This is a genomic window from Xanthomonas sp. WHRI 1810A, from assembly GCF_040202885.1.
In the GTDB taxonomy this organism is placed as follows: domain Bacteria; phylum Pseudomonadota; class Gammaproteobacteria; order Pseudomonadales; family Pseudomonadaceae; genus Aquipseudomonas.
Map to the genome: position 1 here is coordinate 96,864 of NZ_JBEGED010000010.1, position 25,898 is coordinate 122,761.

A 25,898-nucleotide genomic window follows, 5' to 3' on the forward strand; every position below is an offset into this window, starting at 1 on the left:
TGCAGGCACATTCCCTTAGTCGAGGACTTTCGGAACCAGATAAAGGCCGTCTTGGACCGCTGGTGCGATGGCTTGATACGTGTCACGGTGGTTGCCTTCGGTGACGGTGTCTTCACGCAGGCGTTGAGACGCTTCAAGCGGGTGTGCAAGGGGTTCGATACCGGTGGTGTCGACCGCCTGCATCTGGTCGACGAGCCCCAGAATGCTGTTAAGTGCCTCGGTAGTACGTGGTATATCGGCGTCATTCAGACCCAGTCGGGCCAGATGAGCGATTTTTTCCACGTCGGAGCGATCAAGCGCCATGGGGTTCTCCAGTGGAATGCGTAGGCCATCGCCGTACGTCAGATTGCGGAACACTACACGCTTTAACCGGTCATAAGGCCGCGAACGTCGAGGGTAGTGCTTGGAAAAACAGCCAATTTAACATATTGGCTCCTTGCCCAAAATCCCTGTCGTTGTTAGAGTTTGCCGCACTTTTTTACCCACGCGCTCCCTAGGGTCCATCTCCCATGTTCAAGAAACTGCGTGGCATGTTTTCCAGCGATCTTTCCATCGACCTGGGCACTGCCAACACCCTTATTTACGTGCGTGAGCGCGGTATTGTCCTTAACGAGCCATCGGTTGTGGCCATTCGGACCCACGGAAATCAGAAGAGCGTGGTTGCTGTCGGGATGGAAGCCAAGCGGATGCTGGGCCGTACCCCGGGCAACATCGCCGCCATTCGTCCGATGAAGGACGGCGTCATCGCCGACTTCAGCGTCTGCGAAAAAATGCTCCAGTACTTCATCAACAAGGTTCACGAAAACAGCTTCCTGCAGCCAAGCCCGCGCGTGTTGATCTGCGTTCCGTGCAAATCCACCCAGGTTGAGCGTCGTGCCATCCGCGAATCGGCTCTCGGCGCCGGTGCCCGTGAAGTGTTCCTGATCGAAGAGCCCATGGCTGCCGCTATCGGCGCCGGTCTGCCGGTTGAAGAAGCACGCGGTTCGATGGTGGTCGACATCGGCGGCGGTACCACTGAAATCGCCCTCATCTCCCTGAACGGGGTGGTTTACGCAGAATCCGTCCGCGTTGGCGGCGACCGCTTCGACGAAGCGATCATCACCTACGTACGCCGTAACTACGGCAGCCTCATCGGTGAATCCACCGCTGAGCGCATCAAGCAGGAAATCGGCACTGCCTATCCAGGCGGCGAAGTACGTGAAGTCGACGTACGCGGTCGTAACCTGGCCGAAGGCGTCCCACGTGCCTTCACCCTGAACTCCAACGAAGTGCTCGAAGCGTTGCAGGAATCCCTGGCAACCATCGTGCAGGCCGTGAAGAGCGCCCTGGAGCAGTCTCCACCTGAACTGGCATCGGACATCGCCGAGCGCGGTCTGGTCCTGACCGGTGGCGGCGCGTTGCTGCGCGATCTGGACAAGTTGCTCGCCCAGGAAACCGGTTTGCCGGTCATCGTCGCCGAAGACCCGCTGACCTGTGTTGCACGTGGCGGCGGTCGTGCCCTGGAAATGATGGACAAACACACCATGGACCTGCTCTCCAGCGAGTAACGCGCTAGAGTTGCACCTGTGATGAACCCGACAGGCGGCACCCCCGGTGTTGCCTGTGTGTTCGTTTTGTAGATGCCACCCATGGCGTCCAAAGTCTGTCAGTCTGTACTTTCCGTCAATCTGCACCGGGCCGGTTTCAAGTCGCATGAATAAGCACAGCCAATCGAAGCGAAATCCCTCGAACGCATGCCTGGAAGGAGCGGCTTATTAAACCGCTTTTCTCAAAAGGCCCGTCTCTGGGCGTTCGTCTGCTGGTGCTGGTCGTGCTGTCCGTTGCGGTCATGGTGGTGGATGCGCGGTTCACCTTGCTCAAGCCTGTCCGCAGTCAGATGTCGCTGGTGCTGATGCAGTCCTACTGGATCGCTGATCTGCCGGAGCGCCTTTATCAAGGCGTCGCCAGTCAGTTTGGCAGCCGCACGGAATTAGCCGCCGACAACGAAAAACTCAAGACCGAAAACCTGCTGCTGCAAGGGCGCCTGCAAAAACTCGCGGCCCTGACGGAGCAGAACGTGCGTCTGCGCGAATTGCTCAACTCTTCGGCACTGGTCAACGAAAAGGTCGAGGTCGCCGAGCTGATTGGCATGGACCCCAACCCCTTCACGCACCGCATCATCATCAACAAGGGCGAGCGCGACGGCGTCGTACTCGGCCAGCCGGTGCTCGATGCCCGAGGCTTGATGGGCCAAGTCGTCGAATTAATGCCGTACACCTCCCGTGTGCTGCTGCTGACCGATACCACCCACAGTATTCCGGTCCAGGTGAACCGCAACGGCCTGCGCGCCATCGCCAGCGGCACCGGTAACCCGGAGCGCCTCGAATTGCGCCACGTGGCGGACACCGCCGACATCAAAGAGGGCGATCTGCTGGTCAGTTCCGGCCTGGGTCAGCGTTTCCCGGCCGGTTACCCGGTGGCAACGGTGAAGGAAGTGATTCATGACTCCGGTCAGCCGTTCGCCATCGTGCGGGCCGTCCCGACGGCTGCATTGAACCGCAGTCGTTATTTGCTGCTGGTGTTCTCTGACGGGCGCTCGCCCGAAGAGCGCGCCGCCGATGCCGCACAGCAGCAGGAATCCCTTGAGCGTCAGGCGACGGACCCTGCGGTGGTGCCGTCGGCGACGCTGCCCGCCGGTGCGGAAGCGGCGACGAAACCGGCCGCCACGACGCCGTCCAAGCCGGGATCGGCCAGCCATGCAGCCCCGGCGGCGGCCAGCGCGCCAGCCGCCACACCCGCTGCTGCGGCCACCAAGACGCCCGCCACCAAAACCGTTTCCAAACCGCCTGCCAAGCCGCCCGCCAAACCCGCCGCGACCAAAACACCGGCGGCTGCGCCCGCGACGTCCGCGCCTGAAACGTCACGGCAGAGGGAAGAATAAATGGCTCGTCATGCCCCCCCGAATAACGGCTGGATCGTCTGGTTGACCTTCGCCGTCGGCCTGCTGCTCAGCGTCTCACCGCTGCCGCAATTCATGGAAATCTTCCGTCCGCTCTGGCTCGCCCTGCTGCTGGCGTTCTGGGCGCTGGCGCTGCCGCACAAGGTCGGCATGGTCACCGCCTGGATGCTCGGTCTGGCCGAAGACGTGTTGTACGGGACCTTATTGGGCCAGAACGCATTGATCCTGACCCTGATCACATTCTTGGTGCTCTCTCTTCAGCAGCGTATGCGGATGTTCCCGATGTGGCAGCAATGCCTGGTGATTCTGGTGATCTTCGGCCTGGCGCAGCTGGTCCAGCTGTGGCTCAGCGCCCTGACCGGCAACCGCCAACCGACCCTGGCGCTGGTCTTGCCGGCGCTGGTCAGTGCGCTGCTCTGGCCGTGGGTGAGCTATGGTTTGCGCGGGCTGCGCATGCGATTGAAGATAAATTGAGGATGTGAAGACCCGCCTGCCGGGTGGGAGGGAGCTTGCTCGCGATGCTCTGGGGCTGGATGCTGGAGAACCGGACAGGCACTTTGCGAGCAAGCTTGCTCCCACAGAATCCGCACAGGGTGCCTGTTGTACATGAGCGAGTTGGTATCGACTGCCCTTCAAGCCATCAAGCTGATATTCACTGACACGGAGACGTCCCATGCCCCAACTTCACCTGGCCTCTGGCTCCCCTCGACGTCGTGAATTGCTGACCCAGATCGGCGTGACGTTCACCACGCTCAGCGCCGACATCGACGAAACCCCCCGCCTCGACGAAACCCCCACCGCTTATGTCGAGCGCCTTGCGCGGGGCAAGGCCGACGCTGGCCTGTTGTCTCTGGCCAATGATCCTGCCTACTCCAGCGCCTGTGTATTGGGTGCGGACACCGCCGTGGTCCTCGACGGCAAGATTCTCGGCAAACCGGTCGACGAGGCAGACGCCCTGGCCATGCTGACGGCGCTGTCGGACCGCGAGCACGAGGTGTTGACCGCCGTCGCCGTGGTTGATGAGCAGCGCTGCGAAACCCGCACCGTCAGCAGCCGCGTGAAGTTTCGCGCCCTCGCGCCCGAAGAAGCGCGCGCCTACTGGGCCAGTGGTGAGCCGCAGGACAAAGCCGGCAGCTACGCCATCCAGGGGCTGGCCGCGGTTTTCGTTGAAAGCCTGAACGGCAGCTATTCGGCCGTGGTCGGTTTGCCGCTGTGCGAAACCGCAGAAATCCTCCAGCGTTTCGGCATACCCTGTTGGCAATGCCTGGAAGGTAACAAGTCATGAGTGAAGAGATTCTGATCAACATCACGCCGATGGAGTCGCGTGTGGCCGTCGTCGAGAACGGCGTGTTGCAGGAAGTCCACGTCGAGCGCACCCAGCGCCGCGGCATCGTCGGCAATATTTACAAGGGCAAGGTGGTGCGCGTCCTGCCCGGGATGCAGGCGGCGTTCATCGACATCGGTCTGGACCGCGCCGCGTTCATTCATGCCTCCGAAATCTCCATGCGCGAAGGCCCGGCGGTGGAGGGCATCGCCTCGTTGGTCCACGACGGCCAGAGCCTCGTGGTGCAGGTCACCAAGGATCCGATCGGCAGCAAAGGCGCGCGATTGACGACTCAACTGTCGATCCCCTCACGCTACCTGGTGTACATGCCGCGCACGGCGCATGTCGGTATTTCCCTGAAAATCGAAGACGAAGCCGAACGCGAGCGCCTGAAGAAAGTGGTCAGCGACTGCGTGGCCCAGGAAGGCATCAAGGAAGCGGGCGGGTTCATCCTGCGCACGGCGGCCGAAGGAGCTGGCGCCGACGAAATCCTGATGGACATCCGCTACCTGCGCAGGCTGTGGGATCAGATCGGCGATCAGATCAAGACCATCGGCGCGCCCAGCGTCATCTACGAAGACCTCGGCCTGGCGCTGCGCACATTGCGCGACCTCGTCAGCCCGCGCATCGAAAAAATCCGCATCGATTCCCGTGAAACCTTCCAGAGGACCACCCAGTTTGTGGCTGAACTGATGCCGGAAATCGCCGACCGCCTGGAGCATTATCCTGGCGAACGACCGATCTTCGATCTTTACGGCGTCGAAGACGAAATCCAGAAAGCCCTGGAGCGCAAGGTCCCGCTCAAATCCGGCGGTTACCTGGTGATCGATCCAGCCGAAGCCATGACCACCATCGACGTCAACACCGGGGCGTTCGTCGGCCATCGCAATCTCGAAGAGACCATCTTCAAGACCAACCTGGAAGCCGCGACCGCCATCGCCCGGCAGATGCGCCTGCGCAACATGGGCGGGATCATCATCATCGATTTCATCGACATGGAAGACGCCGAGCATCAGCGTCAGGTCCTGCGCACCCTGGAAAAACAGCTCGAACGCGACCACGCCAAGACCAATATCATCGGCATCACCGAGCTGGGCCTGGTGCAGATGACGCGCAAACGCACCCGTGAAAGCCTGGAACAAGTGTTGTGTGAACCGTGCGCCAGCTGTCAGGGCCGAGGCAAGCTCAAGACCCCTGAAACGGTCTGCTACGAGATCTTCCGCGAGATCCTGCGCGAGGCGCGTGCCTATCAGGCGGTGGGCTACCGGGTGCTGGCCAACCAGAAGGTGGTGGATCGATTGCTGGACGAAGAGTCCGGCAATGTGGCCGAGCTTGAAGCCTTTATCGGACGTACGATCCGGTTTCAGGTAGAAACCATGTATTCGCAGGAACAATACGACGTTGTACTGCTCTGACTGTGCTTGCACGCGCTCTGCCGGGAATGGCGGGGCGATGAAGATCACGACACCGAGCCCAGTGCTCAGACGGCATGGAAGCCCTTTAAAGAGAATGTTGCGTGGCAAATGAGCACCTCCCGGACGCACCGACACCTGCAGGACCCAAGCGGATGCTGTTCGTCCTGATCGGAGGCGCGGCGACATGGAGCGTCTGACCCGTCTGATCGCCACTCTTTTGCGCTGGGGCCTGATCCTGTGCGCCCTGGTGGTGGTGCTGACCGCGCTTTACGTGAGCGTCGGACGCCAACTCGCGCCGCTGGTGGCCGAATACCGTGTCGAGGTGCAAAACAAAGCCCAGGCCGCCATCGGCATGCCACTGCGCATCGGCCGTCTGGAGGGCAGCTGGAGCGGTTTCGTCCCGGTGTTCGTCGCCCATGACGTGACGCTGGGCGAGGGTGCCAGCGCCGTGCGGCTCGATCAGGTGCGCGCCCTGCCCAACCTCTGGGCCTCGCTGCTGGCCCGTCAGGTGCGCATTGCCAACGTCGAGCTCGACGGTTTGCAGATCAGCCTCAGTGAAGACCAGGCCGGGCATTGGTCCTTGCAGGGCTTGCCGCTCAGCCCCGACACACTCCTGGACCCCGAACAGATTCTGACCCGGATGCAAATGGTCTCGCGTCTGTCGGTGTTCGACAGCCAGATCACCCTCAAACCGTTTGGCCAGGCGCCCATGGCCCTGACCTATGTCAGCCTGACGCTCAAAACCGGCAGCGCCCGTCAGCGCCTGGATGCCCGTTTGACCTTGCCGGACGGCCAGCCGCTGGCCTTGGACATCGCATCCCGCGTGCGGGCAAAAGACTGGCGTGATGGCGAGGCGGATGCCTATTTGAGCCTGCCGCAGACAGACTGGGCGCGTTGGTTGCCGAAAAGCCTGACCCGCGACTGGAAACTGAACACCCTCAAGGCTGGGGGCGAATTGTGGGTGAACTGGGGCAAGGGCACGGTCCAGAGTGCGGCCGCGCGGCTGAACGCGCCGTTGTTTGAAGGTGCCTACGCGAACCGCAAGGCCAGCAAGATAGAGAACCTGTCGCTCAATGCCTGGGCTCAACATAACGACCAGGGCCTCGCTATCACGCTGGATTCGCTGGCCATGAACCTGGGCGACAAGCGCTGGGAAAGCCGCCTGCAGCTTCAACAGACCGTCGCAACTTCCGACAGCGATGAGGTGTGGCACCTACAGGCTGATCGCCTGGATCTCACGCCGATCACGCCGCTGATTGATTCCCTCGCCCCGTTACCCGACAAGGTGATGGTGGTGATTGATCACCTGAACGTCAAAGGCGGGCTGCGCAACGCGCTCATCGATTATCGGCCCAATGTCACTGGCGCCAAGCGCTTGAGCTTTGCCGCCAATCTGGACAAGGTTGCGTTCGATGCCTACCGCGGCGCACCGGCTGCCGCGAATGTCAGTGGTGCGATCAGCGGCGATCTGGGGCAGGGCGAACTGAGGGTCAACACCGACGACTTCATGCTGCACCTGGACCCGATTTTCGCCAACGAGTGGCGCTACAAGCATGCAGAAGCACGCCTGACGTACACGCGGGACGATGAAGGCCTGACGCTGGTCGCGCCCTACATCAAAGTGCTGGGCGACGAAGGAAAAATCGCCAGTGACTTCATGCTTCGGCTGCATTTCGACCACAGCCAGGAAGACTACCTGGACCTGCGCGTCGGCATGGTTGATGGCGATGGTCGCTACACCTCCAAGTACCTGCCCGAAGTGCTGAGCCCGGCCCTCGACGAGTGGCTGCGAACGGCAATCCTGAGTGGCAATGTCGATCAGGGTTTTTTCCAGTATCAGGGCTCGATCAACAAGAACGCGTCGGACGTGTCCCGGGTCATCAGCCTGTTCTTCAAGGTGCGCAACGCCAATCTGGCATTCCAGCCGGGCTGGCCGCAGCTGACGGGCGTCGACGGGACAGTGTTTGTCGAGAACAGCGGGGTGCGGATTCGTGCCACCAAAGGCCAACTGCTCAATACCCAGGTCAGCAAGGTGTCGGTGAATGTGCCGCACGTCCCGGCGGGTCAACCCAGCCACCTGCTGGTGGATGGCGACTTCGCCGGCAAGCTGGCCGATGGCGTGAAAATCCTTCAGGAAGCGCCCATCGGGACGGCCGAAACGTTTGCCGGTTGGCAGGCAGACGGCCCATTGCAGGGCCATATCAACCTGGACATCCCTCTGGTCAAGGGCCAGGAGCCGAAAGTCGCGGTGGATTTCAAGACCGATGCCGCGCGACTGCAGCTCGCCGAACCGGTGCTGGAACTGACGCAACTCAAGGGCGATTTCCGGTTCGACCTGGCCAAAGGGCTGAGCGGTAAAAACATCAAGGCGATCGCTTTCGAAAAACCTGTCGCGGCGGAAATCTTCGCCGAGGGCAAGCTCGGCGCGCCGGTGACACGGATTACCGCCAGCAGCCTGATCGGCGTCAAGCCCCTGACTGACTGGCTCGGGGTGACCCAATCGCTGCCGGTATCCGGCGAGCTGCCGTATCAATTGCAGGTCACGCTCAATGGCGCCGACAGCAAGCTGCAGATCAACTCCAGTCTCAAGGGGCTGGCAATCGATCTGCCGGCGCCTTTCGGTAAAACGGCGGACGATGTCCGCGACAGCGATTTCAGCATGAACCTGCAAGGCGCCGAGCGGCGGTTGAACGCGGGTTACGGCAACCTGGCCAACTTCGCCTTCGCTGCGCCCGGCGGCAAGTTCGCGGACGGTCGAGGTGAATTGTTCCTGGGCGAGGGCGGGGCGATTGTCCCCGACGCCAAGGGCCTGAGAGTGCGGGGATCGTTGCCCACTCTGGACATCGCGCCATGGCAGGCGACGGTGACCAAATACACCGGTGAAGACCCAGGCGACAGCGCCAAGAAGCTGCTCAACAGCGTTGACGTGCAAATTGGCGCGCTCACGGCATTCGGCTCGACGCTGAATCAGGCCAGTGTTCAGCTCAATCGGCAGAACGCCGCCTGGGCGCTGGCGCTGGACAGCTCACTGATGAAGGGCACCGCGACGCTGCCCGACAGCGCCACCTCGCCGGTTGACATCAACTTGCTGTACGTCCGCCTGCCCGCGCCGGACCCCAACGCGGCCGTGGTGGAAAACGCCCCGGATCCCCTGGCTGACGTTGACCCACGCAAGATTCCGGCGATGAACATCAAGATCACCCAGGTGTTTCAGGGTGATCAACTGCTCGGCACCTGGTCGCTGAAAATTCGCCCGACCGCCAACGGCCTGCAACTGGCCGACATGGACATGGGCCTCAAAGGCATGCTGCTCAAGGGCAGCGGCGGCTGGGAGGGAGCGCCGGGCGCCACCAGCAGCTGGTTCAAGGGCCAGGTGACGGGCAAGAATCTGGCGGACATTCTCAAGGCATGGGGTTTTGCGCCTACCGTCACCAGTCAGGAATTCGAAATGAATGCCGACGGCCGCTGGCCCGGGTCGCCTGCCTGGGTCGGGCTCAAGCGGTACTCCGGCAACCTGGATGCCACGTTGCGCAGCGGCCAGTTTGTCGAAGTCGAGGGCGGGGCGGCGGCGTTGCGCGTGTTTGGTCTGCTGAACTTCAACTCCATCGGCCGGCGCCTGCGCCTGGACTTCTCGGACCTGCTCGGCAAGGGCCTGAGCTACGACAAGGTCAAGGGCCTGCTGGTCGCCAGCGACGGCGTTTACGTCACGCGCGACCCCATTACCCTGACAGGCCCCTCCAGCAACCTTGAACTAAACGGGACGCTGGACATGGTCAAGGACCGCGTCGATGCCAAGGTGCTGGTGACCCTGCCGGTGACCAATAACCTGCCGATTGCTGCGTTGATTGTCGGTGCGCCGGCCATTGGCGGCGCGTTGTTCCTGGTCGACAAGCTGCTGGGCGACCGCGTGTCGCGCATGGCCAGCGTGCAATACAACGTAGAAGGCCCGTTGAAAGAGCCGAAAATCACCTTCGACAGCCCGTTTAAGGCGCCGAAGTAGCGGGACACGGTCTCGAACCCCCCTGTAGGAGCGCGCTTGCCCGCGAAAGCATTGGCACATCCACCACGGCTCTAACGAATGTACCGGCCTCATCGCGGGCAAGCGCGCTCCTACAGACACCATCGTCACACAGGCGGGTGATGGGTCACCAAACAAGCCGACCCGCAACGCTTGGAGTAGAGTGCAGGTCTATCTTTCAAGGAGCCGCTATGTCCTTTGCCGTGATTCAGATGGTCAGCCAGAGCGACGTTTTGGGCAATCTGGCTCAGGCGCGTGGCCTGCTGGAGAAGGCGGCGAACGCCGGCGCCAGGCTGGCGGTGTTGCCGGAAAACTTCGCCGCCATGGGCCGCCGCGACGTCGCCGAGATCGGTCGCGCGGAGGCCCGTGGCCAAGGACCGATCCTGCCATGGTTGAAACTGGCCGCTCGCGACCTCAAGTTATGGATAGTGGCCGGGACGTTACCGCTGCCGCCCGATGATCGGCCGGACGGCAAAGTCACAGCGTGTTCCCTGTTGGTGGACGAACATGGCGAAACCGCAGCGCGCTACGACAAGCTGCACCTGTTCGATGTAGACGTGGCCGACAGCCGCGGGCGTTACCGGGAATCCGACGATTACGCCCACGGCAACAACGTGGTGGTGGTCGATACGCCGGTGGGGAAACTGGGACTCACGGTTTGTTACGACCTGCGCTTTCCCGAGCTGTACACCTCGCTGCGGGAAGCGGGCGCTGAATTGATTACCGCACCGTCGGCCTTTACCGCCGTCACCGGTGCGGCGCACTGGGAAATCCTGCTCCGCGCACGTGCTATCGAAACCCAGTGCTACCTGCTGGCAGCCGCGCAAGGCGGGGTACATCCAGGGCCGAGGGAAACATTTGGTCACGCGGCGATCATAGATCCATGGGGCCGCGTGCTGGCCGAGCAGGCACAGGGTGAAGCCGTGCTGCTGGCCGACAGAGACAGTCAAGAGCAAGCGTCCATACGGGCGCGGATGCCGGTGTCGAATCACCGGCGATTTTTTTCGCAGGACGCTGTGCGGCCTGCTAATACCCCGGAGTGAATATGAGCGACTTGTCCTCTGTCAGCGAACACCTTCTGGCGCCCGGCGGCCTGAGCATCGACAGCCTGCAATCGGTGTTGGGCGAGCTGGCCGGACCCGGCATCGACGCCGCTGACCTGTATTTTCAGGGGCAGATTTCCGAATCCTGGGCCCTGGAAGACGGCATCGTCAAAGAAGGCAGCTTCAACCTCGATCAAGGCGTCGGCGTGCGCGCCCAGTCGGGCGAGAAAACCGGCTTCGCCTACAGCAACGCCATCACCCCCGAAGCGTTGACCCTGGCCGCGCGTGCCGCCCGTTCGATTTCCCGCGCCGGGCAGAACGGCCGGGTTCAGGCGTTCACCACCCAGGACGTCGCCCAGCTGTACGGGCCTGACAATCCGCTTGAAGTCATGACCCGCGCCGAGAAGGTCGAGCTGCTCAAGCGCATCGACGTTGCGACCCGCGCGCTGGACCCACGCATTCAACAGGTCACGGTCAGCATGGCCGGGGTCTGGGAACGTATTCTCGTGGCGTCCACCGATGGCAGCCTGGCCGCTGACGTGCGGCCGCTGGTGCGTTTCAACGTCAGCGTCATCGTTGAGCAGAATGGCCGTCGCGAGCGCGGCGGGCATGGCGGCGGCGGACGCACCGATTACCGTTATTTCCTCAGCGACGACCGCGCCATGGGTTATGCCCGCGAGGCGTTGCGTCAGGCGCTGGTCAATCTGGAAGCCATCCCGGCGCCGGCGGGCACGTTGCCGGTCGTGCTGGGTTCCGGCTGGTCCGGCGTGCTGCTGCACGAAGCGGTCGGGCACGGCCTGGAAGGCGATTTCAACCGCAAGGGCAGCTCGGCCTACAGCGGCCGCATGGGCGAGATGGTCGCGTCCAAGCTCTGCACCATTGTCGACGACGGCACCCTGGCCGGCCGTCGCGGGTCGTTGAGCGTCGACGACGAAGGCACCCCGACCGAGTGCACCACGCTGATTGAAAACGGCGTGCTCAAGGGCTACATGCAGGACAAGTTGAACGCGCGGCTGATGGGTGTGGCCCGAACCGGCAATGGCCGTCGCGAGTCGTACGCACACCTGCCGATGCCGCGCATGACCAACACCTACATGCTGGCGGGCCAGAGCGATCCGGCGGAAATCATTGCATCGGTCAAACGCGGGATCTACTGCGCGAATCTGGGCGGCGGTCAGGTCGACATCACCAGTGGCAAGTTCGTGTTCTCCACCAGCGAAGCCTATCTGATCGAAGACGGCAAAATCACCACGCCGGTCAAAGGCGCGACGTTGATCGGCAACGGCCCTGAAGCGATGAGCCGGGTGTCGATGGTCGGTAATGATCTGTCGCTGGACAGTGGCGTGGGCACGTGTGGCAAGGACGGGCAGTCATTGCCGGTGGGCGTCGGTCAGCCGACCCTGAAGATCGATGCGATCACCGTGGGCGGTACCGGTTCTTGACGGGCGAAAAATGAATTGAGCGGCGCCGGGCAAGTGGCTTGCCCGGCGCGTCGTTGTTAGCGCAGTCCGCGTTTGGCTTCGTCCAGTTCGCGGATGTATTTGAAGATTTTACGGGTCGAAGCCGGTGGCTTGTTTTGCGCGGCTTCGTGCTGAGCCTGACGGATGAGCGAACGCAATTGCTGACGATCGGCCTCCGGGTACTCGGTGACGAACTTGTCCAGGACATCGTCGGCGCCGGTCACCAGGCGATCACGCCAGCGCTCCAGATTGTGGAAGCGTTCGTTGTATTGGCGTGTAGAGGCGTCGAGTTGATCGAGCAGCACCAGAATCTCGTCCAGGTCCTGATCGCGCATCAGCTTGCCGATGAACTGGATGTGGCGTTTACGCGCGATGTGCGCGGTGTGCTTGGGCGCATCGGCCAGTGCTCGACGCAACGGGTCGGTCAAAGGCAGTTTGGCCAGTACATCGGCCTTGAAAGTCGTCAAGCGTTCGCCAAGCTCAACCAGAGCATGCAGCTCTCGCTTGACCTGGGTTTTGCTTTTCTCTCCGTCGAAGGAGTCGTCGTAAGAATCAACCATGGGGGCAGTCCGCAAATAAACGCCGCCATGATAACCAGTCAGGGGTCTGTTGTCCGGCCCCGTCGGTCTTCGGTCAGTCCGAAATCAGAATTTGATGGAGAAAGTCATGAGTGCATCAGAAAGCGTCGGCCCGCAGGCCCTGCCTGCGTTGCAGGAGCAGGTCGAACAGATCGTCGCCGAGGCCAGGCGTCAGGGCGCCAGTGCCTGCGAAGTGGCCGTATCGCTGGAGCAGGGCCTGTCGACCTCGGTCCGGCAGCGCGAAGTGGAAACCGTGGAATTCAACCGCGATCAGGGCTTTGGCATCACCCTGTACGTGGGGCAGCGCAAAGGCTCTGCCAGCACCTCGGCCAGCGGGCCCGACGCCATTCGCGAAACCGTGGCCGCAGCGCTGGCGATTGCCAAACACACCTCCGAAGACGAAGCCTCGGGTCTGGCTGACGCCGCTTTGATGGCCAGGGATTTGCGGGATTTCGATCTGTTTCACCCGTGGGACATCACCCCGGAGCAGGCCATCGAACGCGCGCTGATCTGCGAGGCCGCTGCGTTTGACGCCGACCCGCGCATCAAGAATGCCGACGGCACGACCCTCAGCGTTCATCAGGGCTGCCGCGTCTACGGCAACAGCCACGGCTTCATCGGTGGCTATGCGTCGACCCGTCACAGCCTGAGCTGCGTGATGATCGCCGAGGGCGACGGCCAGATGCAGCGCGATTACTGGTATGACGTCAATCGTCGTGGCGAGCTGTTGATGGACGCCAAACTGATCGGTGAGAAAGCCGCGCAACGCGCCGCGAGCCGCCTGGGCGCGCGGCCGGTGCCAACCTGCGAAGTGCCGGTGCTGTTTTCCGCCGAACTGGCGGGCGGTCTGTTCGGCAGTTTCCTGGGAGCGATTTCCGGCGGCAACCTGTACCGCAAGTCGTCTTTCCTTGAAGGCGCCATGGGGCAGCGGTTGTTTCCCGAATGGATGACCATCGACGAGCGTCCTCACCTGGTCGGTGCCATGGGCAGTTCAGCGTTCGATGGCGATGGCCTGGCCACCTACGCCAAGCCGTTCGTCGAGAATGGCGACCTGGTGTCCTACATCCTCAGCACCTATTCAGGGCGCAAGCTCAGCCTGCCGAGCACCGCGAATGCAGGCGGCGTGCACAACCTGTTCGTGTCCCACGGCACGGAAGACCAGGCGGCGTTGATCCGTCGCATGGGACGCGGCTTGCTGGTGACCGAGCTGATGGGCAGCGGCCTGAACATGGTGACAGGCGACTATTCTCGCGGGGCGGCTGGCTACTGGGTCGAGAATGGCGAGATTCAGTTCGCCGTCCAGGAAGTGACCATTGCCGGAAACATGAAGGACATGTTCAAGCAGATCGTCGCCGTTGGTAGCGATCTCGAGATGCGCAGCAACATCCGCACCGGCTCGGTGCTGATCGAGAAGATGACCGTAGCGGGCAGCTGAATTCAGTCAGCGCTCATCGCAGTCAGGAAGGCCTGCCACCGATTCGGTGTGCAGGCCTTTTTTATAGGCAAAGATCTAACCCTGTAGGAGCTGACGAGCCGCCGAAGGCTGCGAAGTGCGGTGTATCAGGGTAATCGCGATCGCAGCCTTCGGCGGCTCGTCAGCTCCTACAAGGGATATGCGTTTCCAGATATCAGTCCTCACATTGAAGGGGAGCCTTGTTTTGATTCTTAAACTCATTTAATAATGAATATCATTAATTGCAGAATCGTCATCGCTGGCGGCGTGTGATAGCCGCTACCAACGCCTCGGGAGGCATGCCATGGAGCACTGGAAACGTACCATCGTTAAGGCCAACAGTTGCTTCAATGCCGGAGAGCTGATCGAGGCCCGAGAGCTTTATCTGCAAGCCCTGGCGTTGGCCCAAGTGCTGTTTGAGCGCTGGAGTGTGGCCGACGAAGCGGTGGCGGCGTTCGTGATTTCACACCACAACCTGGCCGATCTGCACCTGGCCCTCAAGCAGCCAGAAGAAAGCGCCGAGTATCTCTGTTCTGCCCACCAGCGGCTGCTGCTTGCCATTCAAACCCCCCGTTTGTCACCTGCTTTGCGTCAAGCAGCGTTCAATCACAGTCATAAGACTTACGCCGAGTTGTTGGGCTTCATCAACGAACACGGCGAATACCCCCGTACCCAACGTCTGCTCAGCAGCAGTGGTGAACATTCGCGTTCTTCGCTCGTTCAGAATTCCACCGTTGCAGGCAGCCTTTCATTCGGAGTTCATTGAAATGCCATTTACGTTGCCTGCTTTGCCGTACGCCTACGATGCCCTGGAACCGCACATCGATGCGCAAACCATGGAAATTCACTACAGCAAGCACCACCAGACGTACATCAACAACCTCAACGCAGCCGTTGAAGGCACTGAATACGCGCAGTGGCCGATTGAGAAACTGGTCGCCGGCGTGCAGCAGTTGCCAGAAAAACTCCGCCCGGCGGTGATCAATCAGGGCGGCGGACATGCCAACCACTCGCTATTCTGGGAAGTAATGAGCCCTGATGGCGGTGGCCTGCCTTCCGACGCGCTGGCCAAGGCAATCGATGATCAACTTGGCGGTTTCGAGGCGTTCAAAGAGGCGTTCACCAAAGCTGCACTGACCCGCTTCGGCAGCGGTTGGGCGTGGTTGAGCGTGACCCCGGACAAGAAACTGATCGTGGAAAGCAGCGGCAATCAGGACAGTCCACTGATGAGCGGCAACACGCCAATCCTGGGGCTGGATGTCTGGGAGCACGCGTACTACCTGCGCTATCAGAACCGTCGGCCTGAATACATCAATGCGTTCTATAACGTCGTCAATTGGGCCGAAGTTGCCCGCAAATATCAGGCGGCACTGGCTTAACTTTCGATAACAACAGGCAGTAAGGCGGTTTATGCGTTCGGAATTACTCACGATCAGCAGTGGGCGATTGCTTCGTCTGGCGTTGGGCTTGATGCTGGTCCTCGCCGGTATGGGGCTACTGATCGCTCAGGGTTTCTCGTGGCTGAGCCTTGAACCGCGGATGCTGAGGGCCCTGGAGGGCGGCGCGATCTGCGCATTGGGGACCGCGCTGGGCGCCGTGCCGGTGCTGGTGATTCGTGGCATGCCGATCGCGGTGTCCGACGGATTGCTGGGCTTTGGTGCCGGCATCATGCTCGCCGCCACAGCGTTCTCGCTGATCGTGCCGGGCCTCAGCGCTGCCGAAGGCTTGGGGTTCACGCCCTGGGGCGCCGGTGGGCTGATCAGCTTCGGCATCATGCTGGGCGCCGTCGGACTGTTTGTGGTGGACAGCCTTGTCTCGCGGCAGGATTCAAACCTTCCGCCGTCGCTGGAACACCCGGCCATCCCGTCGAATATCTGGCTGTTCGTGATCGCGATCATCGCGCACAACATCCCGGAGGGCATGGCGGTGGGTGTGTCGGCGGGCGGTGGTCTGGCGCACGCTGACAGTCTGGCCATGGGCATCGCGATTCAGGATGTCCCGGAAGGTTTGGTGATTGCGCTGGTACTGGCGGGCGCCGGGATGTCGCGCTTCAAGGCGTTTCTGATTGGCGCCGCTTCAGGCCTGGTAGAACCGGTGTTTGCCGTGCTCTGCGCCTGGCTGGTGGCGATCGCCGAACTGTTGCTGCCCATCGGCCTGGCCTTGGCCGCTGGTGCGATGCTGCTGGTGGTGACTCACGAAATCATCCCTGAATCGCGGCGCAATGGTCACCACCGAATCGCCAGCCTGGGGCTAGTCTCTGGGTTCTGCGTGATGATGGTGATGGACACTGCGTTGGGTTAAGTATCAAGCGCGCTTAATCCTTTGCCGCCAGAAACATATCCTTAGGTGAAATCGAGCTGTGGGAGGGAGCTTGCTCGCGATGACACTGGGCGCCGACTCGATGCGGCGGATGTACTGGCCCTATCGCGAGCAAGCTCCCTCCCACAGACTTACAGTGTCGCTAAGCCTTTAGTCCCAATCGCCATTGTCTTCGGATCGGGTTCCCCCGCAAAAAACGCCTCAAGCACGTCCTGAAACGTGTTGTTGTCCGGCGCGACGCTGGCAAACAGCGTCATGCAGGATCGCAATTTCAGGTCATCGGGCGAGCCCATGATCTCCCTTGCCGAACGTTCACGCCATTCGATCAATGCGCGGCTGCAGGTTTCAAGCCGTGGACCCAGCTGCGGGTGATACAGATAGGCCAGGGCTTCGTCACGACCCGAGATCGCATAACGCTGCGCCATGTCACTGTGGCCCAGTCCTTTGTGCTGCGGGAAGACAAACCACATCCAGTGCGTTGTTTTACGGCCATTGCGCAGTTGCGCCAGCGCGTCCTCAAACACGCCCTGTTGTGCCTCGACAAATCGCTGCAGGTCATAAGTGTCGTTCATCTTCTTCACCACGCTGTCAGTGACGCCCACTGCGGACGCTTATCTGGTGTGACTGCCCGCGTGCACGTTTCTCTCAAGCTTTTGAACACGAGCCCCGTGGCCGGTTAAAAACCCTTATAATCCTGCGCCTATTATCTGCTGATGCGAGAATCGTCGTGACCTTACCACCGTGCCCAAAATGCAATTGCGAGTACACCTACGAAGACGGCACCCAGTTGGTTTGCCCGGAATGCGCCCACGAGTGGACGACTGACAGCGCCGTCGAAGCGGCTGACGATGTCAAAGTCATCAAGGATTCGGTCGGCAATACCCTGCAGGACGGCGATACCGTCACCGTGATCAAAGACCTCAAGGTCAAGGGTTCATCCCTGGTGGTCAAAGTCGGCACCAAAGTGAAGAACATCCGTCTGGTCGACGGCGATCACGACATCGACTGCAAGATTGACGGCATCGGCGCCATGAAGCTCAAGTCAGAGTTTGTGAAGAAGGGCTGATAGTCATTGCTCTGTCGCCTGTACGAAAAAGCCCCGGCTCTTGCGAGTCGGGGCTTTTTCATGGGATCGAACAACTGATCAGAAGGGCGCGGCGACAAGCGACGTCACTCGCCCTCGTCGAACTTGTTGTTGATCAACTCAACCAACGCATCCAGCGCCGGTTGTTCGTCTTCACCTTCGGTGCTCAGTTGCAGCTCAGTGCCTTTCCCTGCCGCCAGCATCATCACGGCCATGATGCTTTTGCCATCCACCATGCTCTCAGGACTCCGACCGACGCGGATCTGGCAGGTGTACTTGCCTGCGACGCCGACAAATTTGGCGGCAGCGCGGGCGTGCAAGCCTAGCTTGTTGATGATGGTGATGTGGAGAGCGGGCATCGCAGAGGGGATCCTTTCAGCTTAGGTCGCGGTGGCGAACCTGGACATTCTTGAGCGATTGTTGCAGGACCTGGCCCAGTCGCTCGGTCAAGTAGACAGAGCGGTGATGCCCGCCGGTGCAGCCAATGGCGATAGTGACGTAAGCGCGGTTGCTGGCCGCAAAGCGTGGCAACCATTTGTTGAGGTAGGCAAAGATGTCCTGGAACATTTCTTCGACGTCCGGCTGCGCTGCCAGGTAATCGGCCACCGGCTTATCGAGCCCGGATTGCTCACGCAACTCGGGTTTCCAGTAGGGATTGGGCAGGCACCGCACGTCGAACACCAGGTCAGCGTCCACGGGCATGCCCCGTTTGAAACCGAAAGATTCAACGAGGAAGGCGGTGCCCGGTTCGGGTTTGTTCAACAGGCGCAGCTTGAGGGCATCACGCAGCTGATAGAGGTTCAGGCTGGTGGTGTCGATGGTCAAGTCGGCCAGGTCGATGATCGGCCCGAGCAAGGCTTTCTCGTCACGAATGGCTTCGGCCAGCGAGCGGGTAGCGTTGCTGAGCGGATGGCGACGACGGGTCTCGGAGAAACGCTTGAGCAAGGTCGGCTCGTCAGCATCCAGAAACAGCACATCGCACTGGATATGACGCCCCCGTACCTCTTCAAGCAATTTTGGGAAACGGGTCAGATGGCTGGGGAGGTTGCGGGCATCGATGGACACCGCCAGCAGCGGTTCAGCCAGTTCACTGTGGATCAGTGCACGATCCGCCAGCTCGGGAAGCAGACCGGCAGGGAGGTTGTCGACGCAGTAGAAGCCGCTGTCTTCCAGCACATCCAGAGCCGTACTCTTGCCTGAGCCAGAGCGGCCGCTGACGATGATCATGCGCATGATTAGTGCCCGGTCTGCTCGTCGAGTACCACTTGATAGAGTGCTTCGCCGCTTGGCGCTGTGCGAAGCCGTTCGCGCACTTCTTTGCGGTCAAGCATGCTGGCAATCTGGCGTAGAAGCTCCAGGTGCTCATCGGTCGCTGCTTCAGGGACCAGCAGGAGAAAGAGCAAGTCCACCGGCGCGCCGTCAATGGCGTCGAAATCGACCGGGTGACTGAGGTGGAGGAGTGCGCTGATCGGGCTTGAACAGCCCTTGAGGCGACAATGCGGGATGGCAATGCCATTGCCGAAACCAGTGGAGCCCATTTTTTCACGGGCTATCAGGCTCTCGAAGACGGTTTGTTGGTCAAGCTCGGGCACCTGCTGCCCAATCACTTTGGCAATCTCTTCGAGTACAGCTTTTTTACTGCCACCTGGCACGTTCACGCGGGAACGGCCAGGGGTCAGGATATTTTCAAGTCGGATCATGAGTAGGGAGTGTCAGCGAGCGGCCGCACCTTTGAGGATGCTTTGCTGCTTTTCCTTATGCTTGAGCAATTGTCTGTCGAGCTTGTCAGTGAGTAGGTCAATCGCCGCGTACATATCGTCATGCTCCGCATTGGCAACCACCTCTCCACCAGGGATATGCAGTGTGGCCTCGATCTTCTGTTTGAGTTTCTCGACGGCCATCGTCACCTGCACATTGGTAATCTTGTCAAAATGCCCTTCGAGCTTCTTGAGTTTCAGCTCGATGTATTCACGCAGGGGCTTGGTCACTTCAAGTTGGTGTCCACTGATGTTGACTTGCATACAGCTTCTCCTTCGTTGCCAGTGCATTAAGAGGCAGGCTGTGTTGCCTGCCGCTGGAACGCTGTGGCGTGTGACCCCTCTACATCAATCGCTTGCGTTCACTGGAAGGCGCTATCCCTAGAGATTCGCGGTACTTCGCGACTGTGCGTCGGGCCACCTGAATGCCTTGTGCCTCCAGTAAACCAGCGATCTTACTGTCACTCAATGGCTTTTTCTGATTTTCGGCGGCAACCAGTTTTTTGATGATTGCGCGAATGGCCGTGGACGAACATTCACCGCCTTCAGAAGTGCTGACGTGGCTGGAGAAGAAGTATTTCAGTTCGTAAATGCCGCGCGGCGTGTGCATGAACTTCTGGGTCGTGACCCTCGAAATCGTCGATTCGTGCATGCCCACCGCTTCGGCGATGTCATGCAGCACCAGCGGCTTCATCGCCTCGTCGCCATACTCGAGGAAACCGCGCTGATGTTCGACAATCTGCGTGGCCACCTTCATCAGTGTCTCGTTGCGGCTCTGCAGGCTCTTGATGAACCAGCGCGCCTCCTGCAGCTGATTGCGCATGAAGGTGTTGTCTGCGCTGGTATCGGCCCGGCGCACGAATCCCGCGTACTGCGGATTGACGCGCAGGCGGGGCACCGATTCCTGATTGAGCTCGACCAGCCAACGTTCGTTGTGCTTGCGCACGATCACGTCGGGCACCACGTATTCAGCTTCCGTGGATTCGATCTGCGAGCCCGGACGCGGATTCAGGCTTTGCACCAGCTCGATGACCTGACGAAGATCGTCTTCCTTGATCTTCATCCGGCGCATCAACTGAGCGTAATCACGACTGCCCAGCAGGTCGATGTAGTCGCTGACCAGACGCTGCGCTTCGGCCAGCCACTTGGTCTTCGCCGGTAATTGGCGCAATTGCAGCAGCAGGCACTCGCTCAGGTTGCGGGCGCCGATACCGGCGGGTTCGAATTGCTGGATGCGGCGCAGGACGGCTTCGATTTCATCCAGTTCGATATCCAGCTCTGGATCGAAGGCGTCGAGCAGTTCGTCGAGGGATTCGTCCAGGTAACCCTGATTGTTGATGCAGTCGATCAACGTCACTGCGATCAGGCGGTCGGTGTCCGACATCGGCGCCAGATTGAGCTGCCACAGCAAGTGGCTCTGCAGGCTCTCGCCCACCGAGGTGCGCGTGGTGAAATCCCACTCGTCGTCATCATTGCTGGGCAGGCTGCTGGCGCTGGTCTGGTAAACGTCTTCCCACGCGGTATCGACGGGCAGCTCGTTGGGAATGCGCTCGCTCCATTCGCCGTCTTCGAGGTTGTCGACGGTGGGGGCGGATTCCTGGTAGGTCGGTTCCTGCACATCAGGATTGGGTTTTTGCTCGATATTGTCAGCCATAGGGTCTGCATTATCGAAATCGTCGCCTTCTTCCTGGCGCTCGAGCATAGGGTTGGACTCCAGTGCCTCCTGAATTTCCTGTTGGAGATCCAGAGTCGACAGTTGGAGTAAGCGGATGGCCTGTTGCAGCTGCGGCGTCATCGTCAGCTGCTGGCCCATTCTCAAGACTAGCGAAGGTTTCATGGCAGGGGCTAAACACCTTATTCGTTCGCCGGCGCATACGCGCGCCATCCACTACAGGGCGCTGAGGCGCCAACTTAAGCAAATTATATGCCTGAAACCAGGGTGTTTGCCTAGGGTGCGATGACAATTAAGTTGATCGGAGGATGGCGCGGTACTCCCGCTCCCCCGTCAGACGGCCGTCATCGCAACGCTTACAGGCGGAACTCGTGGCCGAGGTATACCTCTTTCACCAACTGGTTCGCCAGAATGGTGTCCGAGTCGCCTTCAGCGATCAGTTGACCATCATTGACGATGTACGCTGTTTCACAGATATCCAGCGTTTCGCGGACGTTGTGATCGGTGATCAAGACACCGATGCCCTTGGCCTTGAGGTGATAAATGATTTGCTTGATGTCGCCAACGGAGATCGGGTCGACCCCGGCAAACGGCTCATCGAGCAGGATGAACTTGGGGGAGGTCGCCAAGGCCCGTGCGATCTCGACGCGGCGGCGCTCGCCACCTGACAGGCTCATGCCCAGGTTGTCGCGGATGTGCGTGATGTGGAATTCCTGCAGCAAACTCTCCAGTTCTTTGCGGCGTGCCGGGCGATCCAGTTCCTTGCGTGTTTCCAGAATCGCCATGATGTTATCGGCAACGGACAGCTTGCGGAAAATCGACGCTTCCTGAGGAAGATAGCCGATGCCCGCGCGGGCCCGGCCATGCATCGGCTGGTGGCTGACATCCTGGTCGTCGATCAGCACACGACCCTGTTCGGCCTGAACCAGGCCGACGATCATGTAGAAACAGGTGGTTTTGCCAGCGCCGTTAGGCCCCAGCAAACCGACGATCTGACCGCTTTCGATGGACAGGCTCACATCGCGGACGACCTGACGACCCTTGTAGCTTTTAGCCAGATGCTGAGCTTTCAGCGTTGCCATTACTGGGCCTTCTGCTGGTCGGTTTTCTTTTTCGGCTGGATAACCATATCGATCCGTGGCCGCGGCGTCGTGATCTTCGTGCCGTTGGCGCGGCCGGCGTTGACCACCTGCTTCACGGTGTCATAGACGATTTTCTCGCCTTCGGACGTGTTGCCGTCGTTGATGACCTTCGCCTTGTCGATCAGCACGATGCGATCCTGGGCCGCAAAGTACTGAATGGTCACGCCGTAAGCCTGAACGATCGGCTTGTCCACGGAAGGCTTCTGCTCGTAGTACGCCAGGTTGCCGACGGACGTGAACACGTCGACTTCGCCCTGAGCGTTACGGGTGATGGTCACGGTATTGCCCGTGATCTTCATCGAGCCCTGGGTGATGATCACATTGCCTTTGTAGGTGGCAACGCCCTGTTTGTCATCGAGTTGCGCGTCGTCCGACTGAATGTGGATGGGCTGATCGCGGTCTGTCGGCAAAGACCAGGCGCTCGCGCTTCCCAGTGCTGCGCCCAGGCCGAGCAATAAAGGAAGGGTTTTAACGAGCGTCATACTGTCCTCTTACATTGGAGAGCAGGTTCATCCTGCTGTCTTTCAAATATGCTTTCATGCCGGTGGCTGTGGTCACCCCGCCCAGGCCGTCGATTCTAACGGCTTGCTGGGTCTCCGCATATTGCTTCTGAGGGAATACGGTCATGCGGCTGCTGGTAATGATAGTGGTGCGGCTCTTTTCATCGGTGCGGTTGATACGCACGGCGTCGATGAGCTCGACGTGATCACCCCCCGGCGACACCTCGGCAGTCTTGCTTTCGACATGCCATGGGAAGGTCGAGCCGCGATACAGCTCAAGGTTCGGCGTTGTGAGCAATGTCACGTCGGATGCCTTGAGGTGTTCGACCTTGTCGGCCGTCATTTCGTATTGCATGCCACCGTCCGGGAGAAACTGAACGCTGTGGGCATTGATGGCGTAGAAGTCGATGGCGCTCTCATCCACCGCGGATTTGGGCTGATCCATGAAGCTTTCCGGACTGATGTTCCAGTAGCCGGCAGCAGCAAGCAGCACCGCCAGCACGCCGAATATCAGAAACGTACGAATTTTTTTACTGAACATAGTGGACTTCTATAAGTAGGCGGCATGAGCCGCTTCGAGATTGCCCTGAGCGCTCAGAATCAGCTCACAAAACTCACGGGCCGCGCCTTCGCCGCCGCGTGCCTGAGTAACCCCGTGTGCATGCTGGCGGACAAAGCCGGCCGCGCTGGCAACCGCCATGCCCAATCCCACCCGGCGAATCACCGGCAGGTCCGGCAGGTCATCGCCCAGGTACGCCACCTGCTCGTAGTTCAGGCCCAACTGGGACAACAGCTCGTCAAGCACAACCAGCTTGTCTTCGCGACCCTGGTACAGGTGAGCGATTCCCAGGTTCCTGGCCCTGCGCTCAACGACCGGCGTCTTGCGGCCGCTGATAATGGCAGTCGTGACGCCAGACGCAATAAGCATTTTGATGCCTTGGCCGTCCAGCGTATTAAAAGTCTTGAATTCGCTGCCATCTTCAAGGAAATACAGGCGGCCATCGGTCAGCACGCCATCGACATCGAACACCGCCAGCTTGATGTGCTTGCCGCGTTGCATCAAATCTTTTGTGTCGTGGCTCATTTACATCACTCCAGCGCGCAGAAGGTCACCCAGGTTGAACGCGCCGACGGGACGGTCGTCTTCGTCAACCACGATCAAGGCCCCGATCTTGTTGTCTTCCATGATTTTCAGTGCCTCGGCCGCCAACATATCAGGGCGGACGGTCTTGCCATGTTCGGTCATGACCTCGTCGATGCTGGCCAGCCGGATATCAATGGGGCGATCCAGCGTGCGACGCAAATCGCCGTCGGTGAAGATCCCGGCGAGGCGGCCATCGGCTTCGACAATAGCAGTCATGCCCAGCCCCTTGCGGGTCATCTCCATCAGCGAATCGCGCAGCAAGGTGCCGCGGGCCACTTGCGGGAGATGCTCGCCGCTGTGCATCACGTGCTCAACTTTGAGTAACAGGCGTCGGCCCAGTGCGCCACCCGGATGCGAGAATGCAAAGTCTTCGGCGGTAAAGCCGCGGGCATCGAGCAGAGCGATGGCCAGCGCATCGCCCATGGCCAGCGCAGCAGTGGTCGAGGAGGTCGGCGCCAGATTCAAAGGGCAGGCCTCGTGTACCACGTGCGTGTTCAGGTTGAACTCGGCGGCCTTTGCCAGGGTCGATTCGGCATTGCCCGTCATGCTGATCATCTTGATGCCCTGGCGTTTGATCAGCGGCAGCAGCGTTACGATTTCGGCGGTTGTGCCGGAATTCGACAGCGCGAGGATGATATCGGTGGAGGTGATCATGCCCATGTCGCCGTGACTGGCTTCGGCGGGATGGACGAAAAATGAAGGTGTGCCCGTGCTCGCAAGCGTGGCAGCGATCTTTCTGGCGATATGGCCGGATTTGCCCATGCCGACTACGACTACGCGGCCCTTGCTCGCCAGAATCATCTCGCACGCGCTGACGAAGTCCGCATTTATATGCGCAAGCAGGCCTTCCACGGCTTCTACTTCAAGGCGGATCGTGCGCTGGGCAGATTGAATCAGGTCGCTGGACTGGCTCATGTCGTAAAGAGGTAGGTCTGGTGAAAAGGCGGCGATTATAACGGCAATGTTGAAAACCCTCACCCATCATTGTCGCTCTTTGTTTATAGAGGCAGTGCTCTGTCAGGCTTTGTGCCAGACAGGGTGTTGATCCATGCAGGAATCTTCCTGCGCAATTGCAATATTCGTCTTCATTCAAAATGTTGCAGGTATCGCGCTTGGGCGACACGTTGGAGCGGTGGTATAGTTCGCCGCTTGTTCGGCCCTCCAGACAGTGTGTCGTTCGTCAAGGACGCGGCATCTGAGAGACAGGCTGTATCGCAAGGAGTTTAGATGAGTGCCGATAACGCCTACGCGGTCGAATTGAAGGGTGTGTCCTTCAAACGCGGTGCGCGAAGCATCTTCAACAATGTGGATATCCACATTCCCCGGGGCAAAGTCACCGGCATCATGGGGCCGTCAGGCAGTGGCAAGACGACACTCCTGCGGCTGATGGGTGCGCAACTCCGCCCGAGCAGTGGCGAAGTCTGGGTCAATGGTCAGAACCTGCCAAATCTTTCCCGCAGCGATCTTTTCGATGCGCGAAAGCAGATGGGCGTCCTGTTTCAGAGCGGCGCGCTGTTCACTGATCTCGATGTGTTCGAAAACGTCGCCTTTCCTCTGCGCGTTCATACAGAGCTGCCCGAAGACATGATCCGCGACATCGTCCTGCTTAAATTGCAGGCCGTTGGCTTGCGTGGCGCGGTCGAACTCATGCCCGACGAGCTGTCCGGCGGCATGAAACGTCGTGTCGCGCTGGCCCGTGCGATTGCCCTGGATCCGCAGATCCTCATGTACGACGAACCTTTCGTCGGCCAGGATCCGATCGCGATGGGGGTGCTCGTTCGCCTGATCCGGTTGCTCAACGATGCCCTCGGGATCACCAGTGTCGTGGTCTCACACGACCTTGCCGAGACCGCCAGCATCGCTGACTACCTGTATGTGGTCGGTGACGGGCAAGTGCTCGGGCAGGGAACGCCAGCGGAGTTGATGGAGTCGGACAATCCGCGGATACGTCAATTCATGACCGGCGATCCTGACGGACCTGTCCCGTTTCATTATCCGGCAGCGGATTATCGCGAAGATCTTTTGGGGAAGCGCTGATGCGCAGAAAGTCG

27 protein-coding genes are annotated in these 25,898 nt (G+C 60.3%); 14 read left to right on the top strand and 13 right to left on the bottom strand.

Annotation, left to right across the window (positions count from 1 at the left end; translation table 11 throughout):
• Positions 1-15: 15 nt before the first annotated feature.
• On the bottom strand, positions 16-303 hold the full coding sequence (gatC, locus tag ABQX22_RS16070) for an Asp-tRNA(Asn)/Glu-tRNA(Gln) amidotransferase subunit GatC (RefSeq protein WP_349800850.1): 288 nt from the start codon (positions 301-303) through the stop codon (positions 16-18).
• A 206-nt stretch (positions 304-509) separates the two neighbouring features.
• On the opposite strand from gatC, the gene mreB reads away from it, so the two are divergent.
• The 8 genes from mreB (at position 510) to tldD (ending at position 12,180) form a co-directional block, all read left to right on the top strand.
• On the top strand, positions 510-1,547 hold the full coding sequence (gene mreB / locus ABQX22_RS16075; protein ID WP_020292894.1) for a rod shape-determining protein MreB: 1,038 nt from the start codon (positions 510-512) through the stop codon (positions 1,545-1,547).
• Between the two features lie 206 nt (positions 1,548-1,753).
• A complete protein-coding gene (gene mreC / locus ABQX22_RS16080) occupies positions 1,754-2,920 on the top strand; it encodes a rod shape-determining protein MreC (RefSeq protein WP_349800963.1) in 1,167 nt (388 codons plus the stop codon).
• A complete protein-coding gene (gene mreD / locus ABQX22_RS16085) occupies positions 2,921-3,412 on the top strand; it encodes a rod shape-determining protein MreD (protein ID WP_349800851.1) in 492 nt (163 codons plus the stop codon).
• Positions 3,413-3,611: 199 nt separating this feature from the next.
• The gene (locus ABQX22_RS16090; RefSeq protein WP_349800852.1) at positions 3,612-4,223 is read left to right on the top strand and encodes a Maf family protein; all 612 of its coding nucleotides are present in this window, start codon (positions 3,612-3,614) and stop codon (positions 4,221-4,223) included.
• Positions 4,220-5,677, top strand: coding sequence for a ribonuclease G (rng, locus tag ABQX22_RS16095; protein WP_349800853.1), 1,458 nt, complete (start codon positions 4,220-4,222; stop codon positions 5,675-5,677). Before ABQX22_RS16090 ends, rng begins: the two co-directional genes overlap by 4 nt.
• 184 nt (positions 5,678-5,861) lie before the next feature.
• Positions 5,862-9,677: a YhdP family protein gene (locus ABQX22_RS16100; protein ID WP_349800854.1), complete on the top strand. Its 3,816-nt coding sequence runs from the start codon at positions 5,862-5,864 to the stop codon at positions 9,675-9,677.
• A gap of 209 nt (positions 9,678-9,886) precedes the next feature.
• Positions 9,887-10,738: a carbon-nitrogen hydrolase family protein gene (locus ABQX22_RS16105; protein ID WP_349800855.1), complete on the top strand. Its 852-nt coding sequence runs from the start codon at positions 9,887-9,889 to the stop codon at positions 10,736-10,738.
• Between the two features lie 2 nt (positions 10,739-10,740).
• Positions 10,741-12,180, top strand: a complete 1,440-nt coding sequence (gene tldD, locus ABQX22_RS16110; protein WP_349800856.1) for a metalloprotease TldD — start codon at positions 10,741-10,743, stop codon at positions 12,178-12,180.
• 56 nt (positions 12,181-12,236) lie between these two features.
• On the opposite strand, the gene yjgA is transcribed toward tldD, so the two are convergent.
• Positions 12,237-12,758 (bottom strand): ribosome biogenesis factor YjgA, encoded by a 522-nt coding sequence (gene yjgA, locus ABQX22_RS16115; protein ID WP_349800857.1) that lies wholly within the window; start codon positions 12,756-12,758, stop codon positions 12,237-12,239.
• Between the two features lie 106 nt (positions 12,759-12,864).
• Here yjgA and pmbA point away from each other — a divergent pair, with 106 nt between their 5' ends.
• From pmbA to ABQX22_RS16135, 4 genes are all read left to right on the top strand, one after another.
• Positions 12,865-14,211: a metalloprotease PmbA gene (gene pmbA / locus ABQX22_RS16120; protein WP_349800858.1), complete on the top strand. Its 1,347-nt coding sequence runs from the start codon at positions 12,865-12,867 to the stop codon at positions 14,209-14,211.
• A 322-nt stretch (positions 14,212-14,533) separates the two neighbouring features.
• Positions 14,534-14,995 carry a hypothetical protein gene (locus tag ABQX22_RS16125; RefSeq protein ID WP_349800859.1) on the top strand — a complete coding sequence of 154 codons (462 nt, stop codon included), beginning with the start codon at positions 14,534-14,536 and terminating at the stop codon, positions 14,993-14,995.
• A gap of 1 nt (position 14,996) precedes the next feature.
• Entirely contained in the window at positions 14,997-15,608 is a 612-nt protein-coding gene (locus tag ABQX22_RS16130; protein WP_349800860.1) for a superoxide dismutase, read from the top strand.
• A gap of 31 nt (positions 15,609-15,639) precedes the next feature.
• On the top strand, positions 15,640-16,530 hold the full coding sequence (locus ABQX22_RS16135) for a ZIP family metal transporter (protein WP_349800861.1): 891 nt from the start codon (positions 15,640-15,642) through the stop codon (positions 16,528-16,530).
• Between the two features lie 149 nt (positions 16,531-16,679).
• On the opposite strand, the gene ABQX22_RS16140 is transcribed toward ABQX22_RS16135, so the two are convergent.
• Positions 16,680-17,120, bottom strand: a complete 441-nt coding sequence (locus ABQX22_RS16140; RefSeq protein ID WP_349800862.1) for a DUF1810 domain-containing protein — start codon at positions 17,118-17,120, stop codon at positions 16,680-16,682.
• Positions 17,121-17,275: 155 nt separating this feature from the next.
• Here ABQX22_RS16140 and ABQX22_RS16145 point away from each other — a divergent pair, with 155 nt between their 5' ends.
• Positions 17,276-17,614, top strand: a complete 339-nt coding sequence (locus ABQX22_RS16145) for a zinc ribbon domain-containing protein YjdM (protein ID WP_349800863.1) — start codon at positions 17,276-17,278, stop codon at positions 17,612-17,614.
• Positions 17,615-17,718: 104 nt separating this feature from the next.
• Here ABQX22_RS16145 and ABQX22_RS16150 read toward each other — a convergent pair whose 3' ends face one another.
• From ABQX22_RS16150 to ABQX22_RS16195, 10 genes are all read right to left on the bottom strand, one after another.
• Positions 17,719-17,991, bottom strand: coding sequence for an HPr family phosphocarrier protein (locus ABQX22_RS16150; protein WP_349800864.1), 273 nt, complete (start codon positions 17,989-17,991; stop codon positions 17,719-17,721).
• A 16-nt stretch (positions 17,992-18,007) separates the two neighbouring features.
• Positions 18,008-18,865, bottom strand: a complete 858-nt coding sequence (rapZ, locus tag ABQX22_RS16155) for an RNase adapter RapZ (RefSeq protein WP_349800865.1) — start codon at positions 18,863-18,865, stop codon at positions 18,008-18,010.
• Positions 18,866-18,867: 2 nt separating this feature from the next.
• A complete protein-coding gene (ptsN, locus tag ABQX22_RS16160) occupies positions 18,868-19,332 on the bottom strand; it encodes a PTS IIA-like nitrogen regulatory protein PtsN (RefSeq protein WP_349800866.1) in 465 nt (154 codons plus the stop codon).
• Between the two features lie 12 nt (positions 19,333-19,344).
• A complete protein-coding gene (gene hpf, locus ABQX22_RS16165; RefSeq protein ID WP_349800867.1) occupies positions 19,345-19,653 on the bottom strand; it encodes a ribosome hibernation-promoting factor, HPF/YfiA family in 309 nt (102 codons plus the stop codon).
• 79 nt (positions 19,654-19,732) lie between these two features.
• Entirely contained in the window at positions 19,733-21,226 is a 1,494-nt protein-coding gene (locus ABQX22_RS16170) for an RNA polymerase factor sigma-54 (RefSeq protein WP_349800868.1), read from the bottom strand.
• Positions 21,227-21,417: 191 nt separating this feature from the next.
• Entirely contained in the window at positions 21,418-22,143 is a 726-nt protein-coding gene (lptB, locus tag ABQX22_RS16175) for an LPS export ABC transporter ATP-binding protein (protein WP_349800869.1), read from the bottom strand.
• On the bottom strand, positions 22,143-22,685 hold the full coding sequence (lptA, locus tag ABQX22_RS16180) for a lipopolysaccharide transport periplasmic protein LptA (protein ID WP_349800870.1): 543 nt from the start codon (positions 22,683-22,685) through the stop codon (positions 22,143-22,145). The genes lptB and lptA overlap by 1 nt, the downstream gene beginning before the upstream one ends.
• Entirely contained in the window at positions 22,672-23,244 is a 573-nt protein-coding gene (gene lptC, locus ABQX22_RS16185; protein WP_349800871.1) for an LPS export ABC transporter periplasmic protein LptC, read from the bottom strand. Before lptC ends, lptA begins: the two co-directional genes overlap by 14 nt.
• Before the next feature lie 9 nt (positions 23,245-23,253).
• A complete protein-coding gene (locus ABQX22_RS16190) occupies positions 23,254-23,787 on the bottom strand; it encodes a KdsC family phosphatase (protein WP_349800872.1) in 534 nt (177 codons plus the stop codon).
• Positions 23,788-24,762, bottom strand: a complete 975-nt coding sequence (locus ABQX22_RS16195; protein ID WP_349800873.1) for a KpsF/GutQ family sugar-phosphate isomerase — start codon at positions 24,760-24,762, stop codon at positions 23,788-23,790.
• Between the two features lie 312 nt (positions 24,763-25,074).
• On the opposite strand from ABQX22_RS16195, the gene ABQX22_RS16200 reads away from it, so the two are divergent.
• A complete protein-coding gene (locus ABQX22_RS16200; protein ID WP_349800874.1) occupies positions 25,075-25,884 on the top strand; it encodes an ATP-binding cassette domain-containing protein in 810 nt (269 codons plus the stop codon).
• Positions 25,885-25,898: the final 14 nt, after the last annotated feature.

Coding starts and splice junctions, on each gene's coding strand:
- gatC (WP_349800850.1), bottom strand. CDS start 303: ATGGCGCTTGATCGCTCCGACGTGGAAAAAATCGCTCATCTGGCCCGA.
- mreB (WP_020292894.1), top strand. CDS start 510: ATGTTCAAGAAACTGCGTGGCATGTTTTCCAGCGATCTTTCCATCGAC.
- mreD (WP_349800851.1), top strand. CDS start 2,921: ATGGCTCGTCATGCCCCCCCGAATAACGGCTGGATCGTCTGGTTGACC.
- ABQX22_RS16090 (WP_349800852.1), top strand. CDS start 3,612: ATGCCCCAACTTCACCTGGCCTCTGGCTCCCCTCGACGTCGTGAATTG.
- rng (WP_349800853.1), top strand. CDS start 4,220: ATGAGTGAAGAGATTCTGATCAACATCACGCCGATGGAGTCGCGTGTG.
- ABQX22_RS16100 (WP_349800854.1), top strand. CDS start 5,862: ATGGAGCGTCTGACCCGTCTGATCGCCACTCTTTTGCGCTGGGGCCTG.
- ABQX22_RS16105 (WP_349800855.1), top strand. CDS start 9,887: ATGTCCTTTGCCGTGATTCAGATGGTCAGCCAGAGCGACGTTTTGGGC.
- tldD (WP_349800856.1), top strand. CDS start 10,741: ATGAGCGACTTGTCCTCTGTCAGCGAACACCTTCTGGCGCCCGGCGGC.
- yjgA (WP_349800857.1), bottom strand. CDS start 12,758: ATGGTTGATTCTTACGACGACTCCTTCGACGGAGAGAAAAGCAAAACC.
- pmbA (WP_349800858.1), top strand. CDS start 12,865: ATGAGTGCATCAGAAAGCGTCGGCCCGCAGGCCCTGCCTGCGTTGCAG.
- ABQX22_RS16125 (WP_349800859.1), top strand. CDS start 14,534: ATGGAGCACTGGAAACGTACCATCGTTAAGGCCAACAGTTGCTTCAAT.
- ABQX22_RS16130 (WP_349800860.1), top strand. CDS start 14,997: ATGCCATTTACGTTGCCTGCTTTGCCGTACGCCTACGATGCCCTGGAA.
- ABQX22_RS16135 (WP_349800861.1), top strand. CDS start 15,640: ATGCGTTCGGAATTACTCACGATCAGCAGTGGGCGATTGCTTCGTCTG.
- ABQX22_RS16140 (WP_349800862.1), bottom strand. CDS start 17,120: ATGAACGACACTTATGACCTGCAGCGATTTGTCGAGGCACAACAGGGC.
- ABQX22_RS16150 (WP_349800864.1), bottom strand. CDS start 17,991: ATGCCCGCTCTCCACATCACCATCATCAACAAGCTAGGCTTGCACGCC.
- rapZ (WP_349800865.1), bottom strand. CDS start 18,865: ATGCGCATGATCATCGTCAGCGGCCGCTCTGGCTCAGGCAAGAGTACG.
- ptsN (WP_349800866.1), bottom strand. CDS start 19,332: ATGATCCGACTTGAAAATATCCTGACCCCTGGCCGTTCCCGCGTGAAC.
- hpf (WP_349800867.1), bottom strand. CDS start 19,653: ATGCAAGTCAACATCAGTGGACACCAACTTGAAGTGACCAAGCCCCTG.
- ABQX22_RS16170 (WP_349800868.1), bottom strand. CDS start 21,226: ATGAAACCTTCGCTAGTCTTGAGAATGGGCCAGCAGCTGACGATGACG.
- lptB (WP_349800869.1), bottom strand. CDS start 22,143: ATGGCAACGCTGAAAGCTCAGCATCTGGCTAAAAGCTACAAGGGTCGT.
- lptA (WP_349800870.1), bottom strand. CDS start 22,685: ATGACGCTCGTTAAAACCCTTCCTTTATTGCTCGGCCTGGGCGCAGCA.
- lptC (WP_349800871.1), bottom strand. CDS start 23,244: ATGTTCAGTAAAAAAATTCGTACGTTTCTGATATTCGGCGTGCTGGCG.
- ABQX22_RS16190 (WP_349800872.1), bottom strand. CDS start 23,787: ATGAGCCACGACACAAAAGATTTGATGCAACGCGGCAAGCACATCAAG.
- ABQX22_RS16195 (WP_349800873.1), bottom strand. CDS start 24,762: ATGAGCCAGTCCAGCGACCTGATTCAATCTGCCCAGCGCACGATCCGC.
- ABQX22_RS16200 (WP_349800874.1), top strand. CDS start 25,075: ATGAGTGCCGATAACGCCTACGCGGTCGAATTGAAGGGTGTGTCCTTC.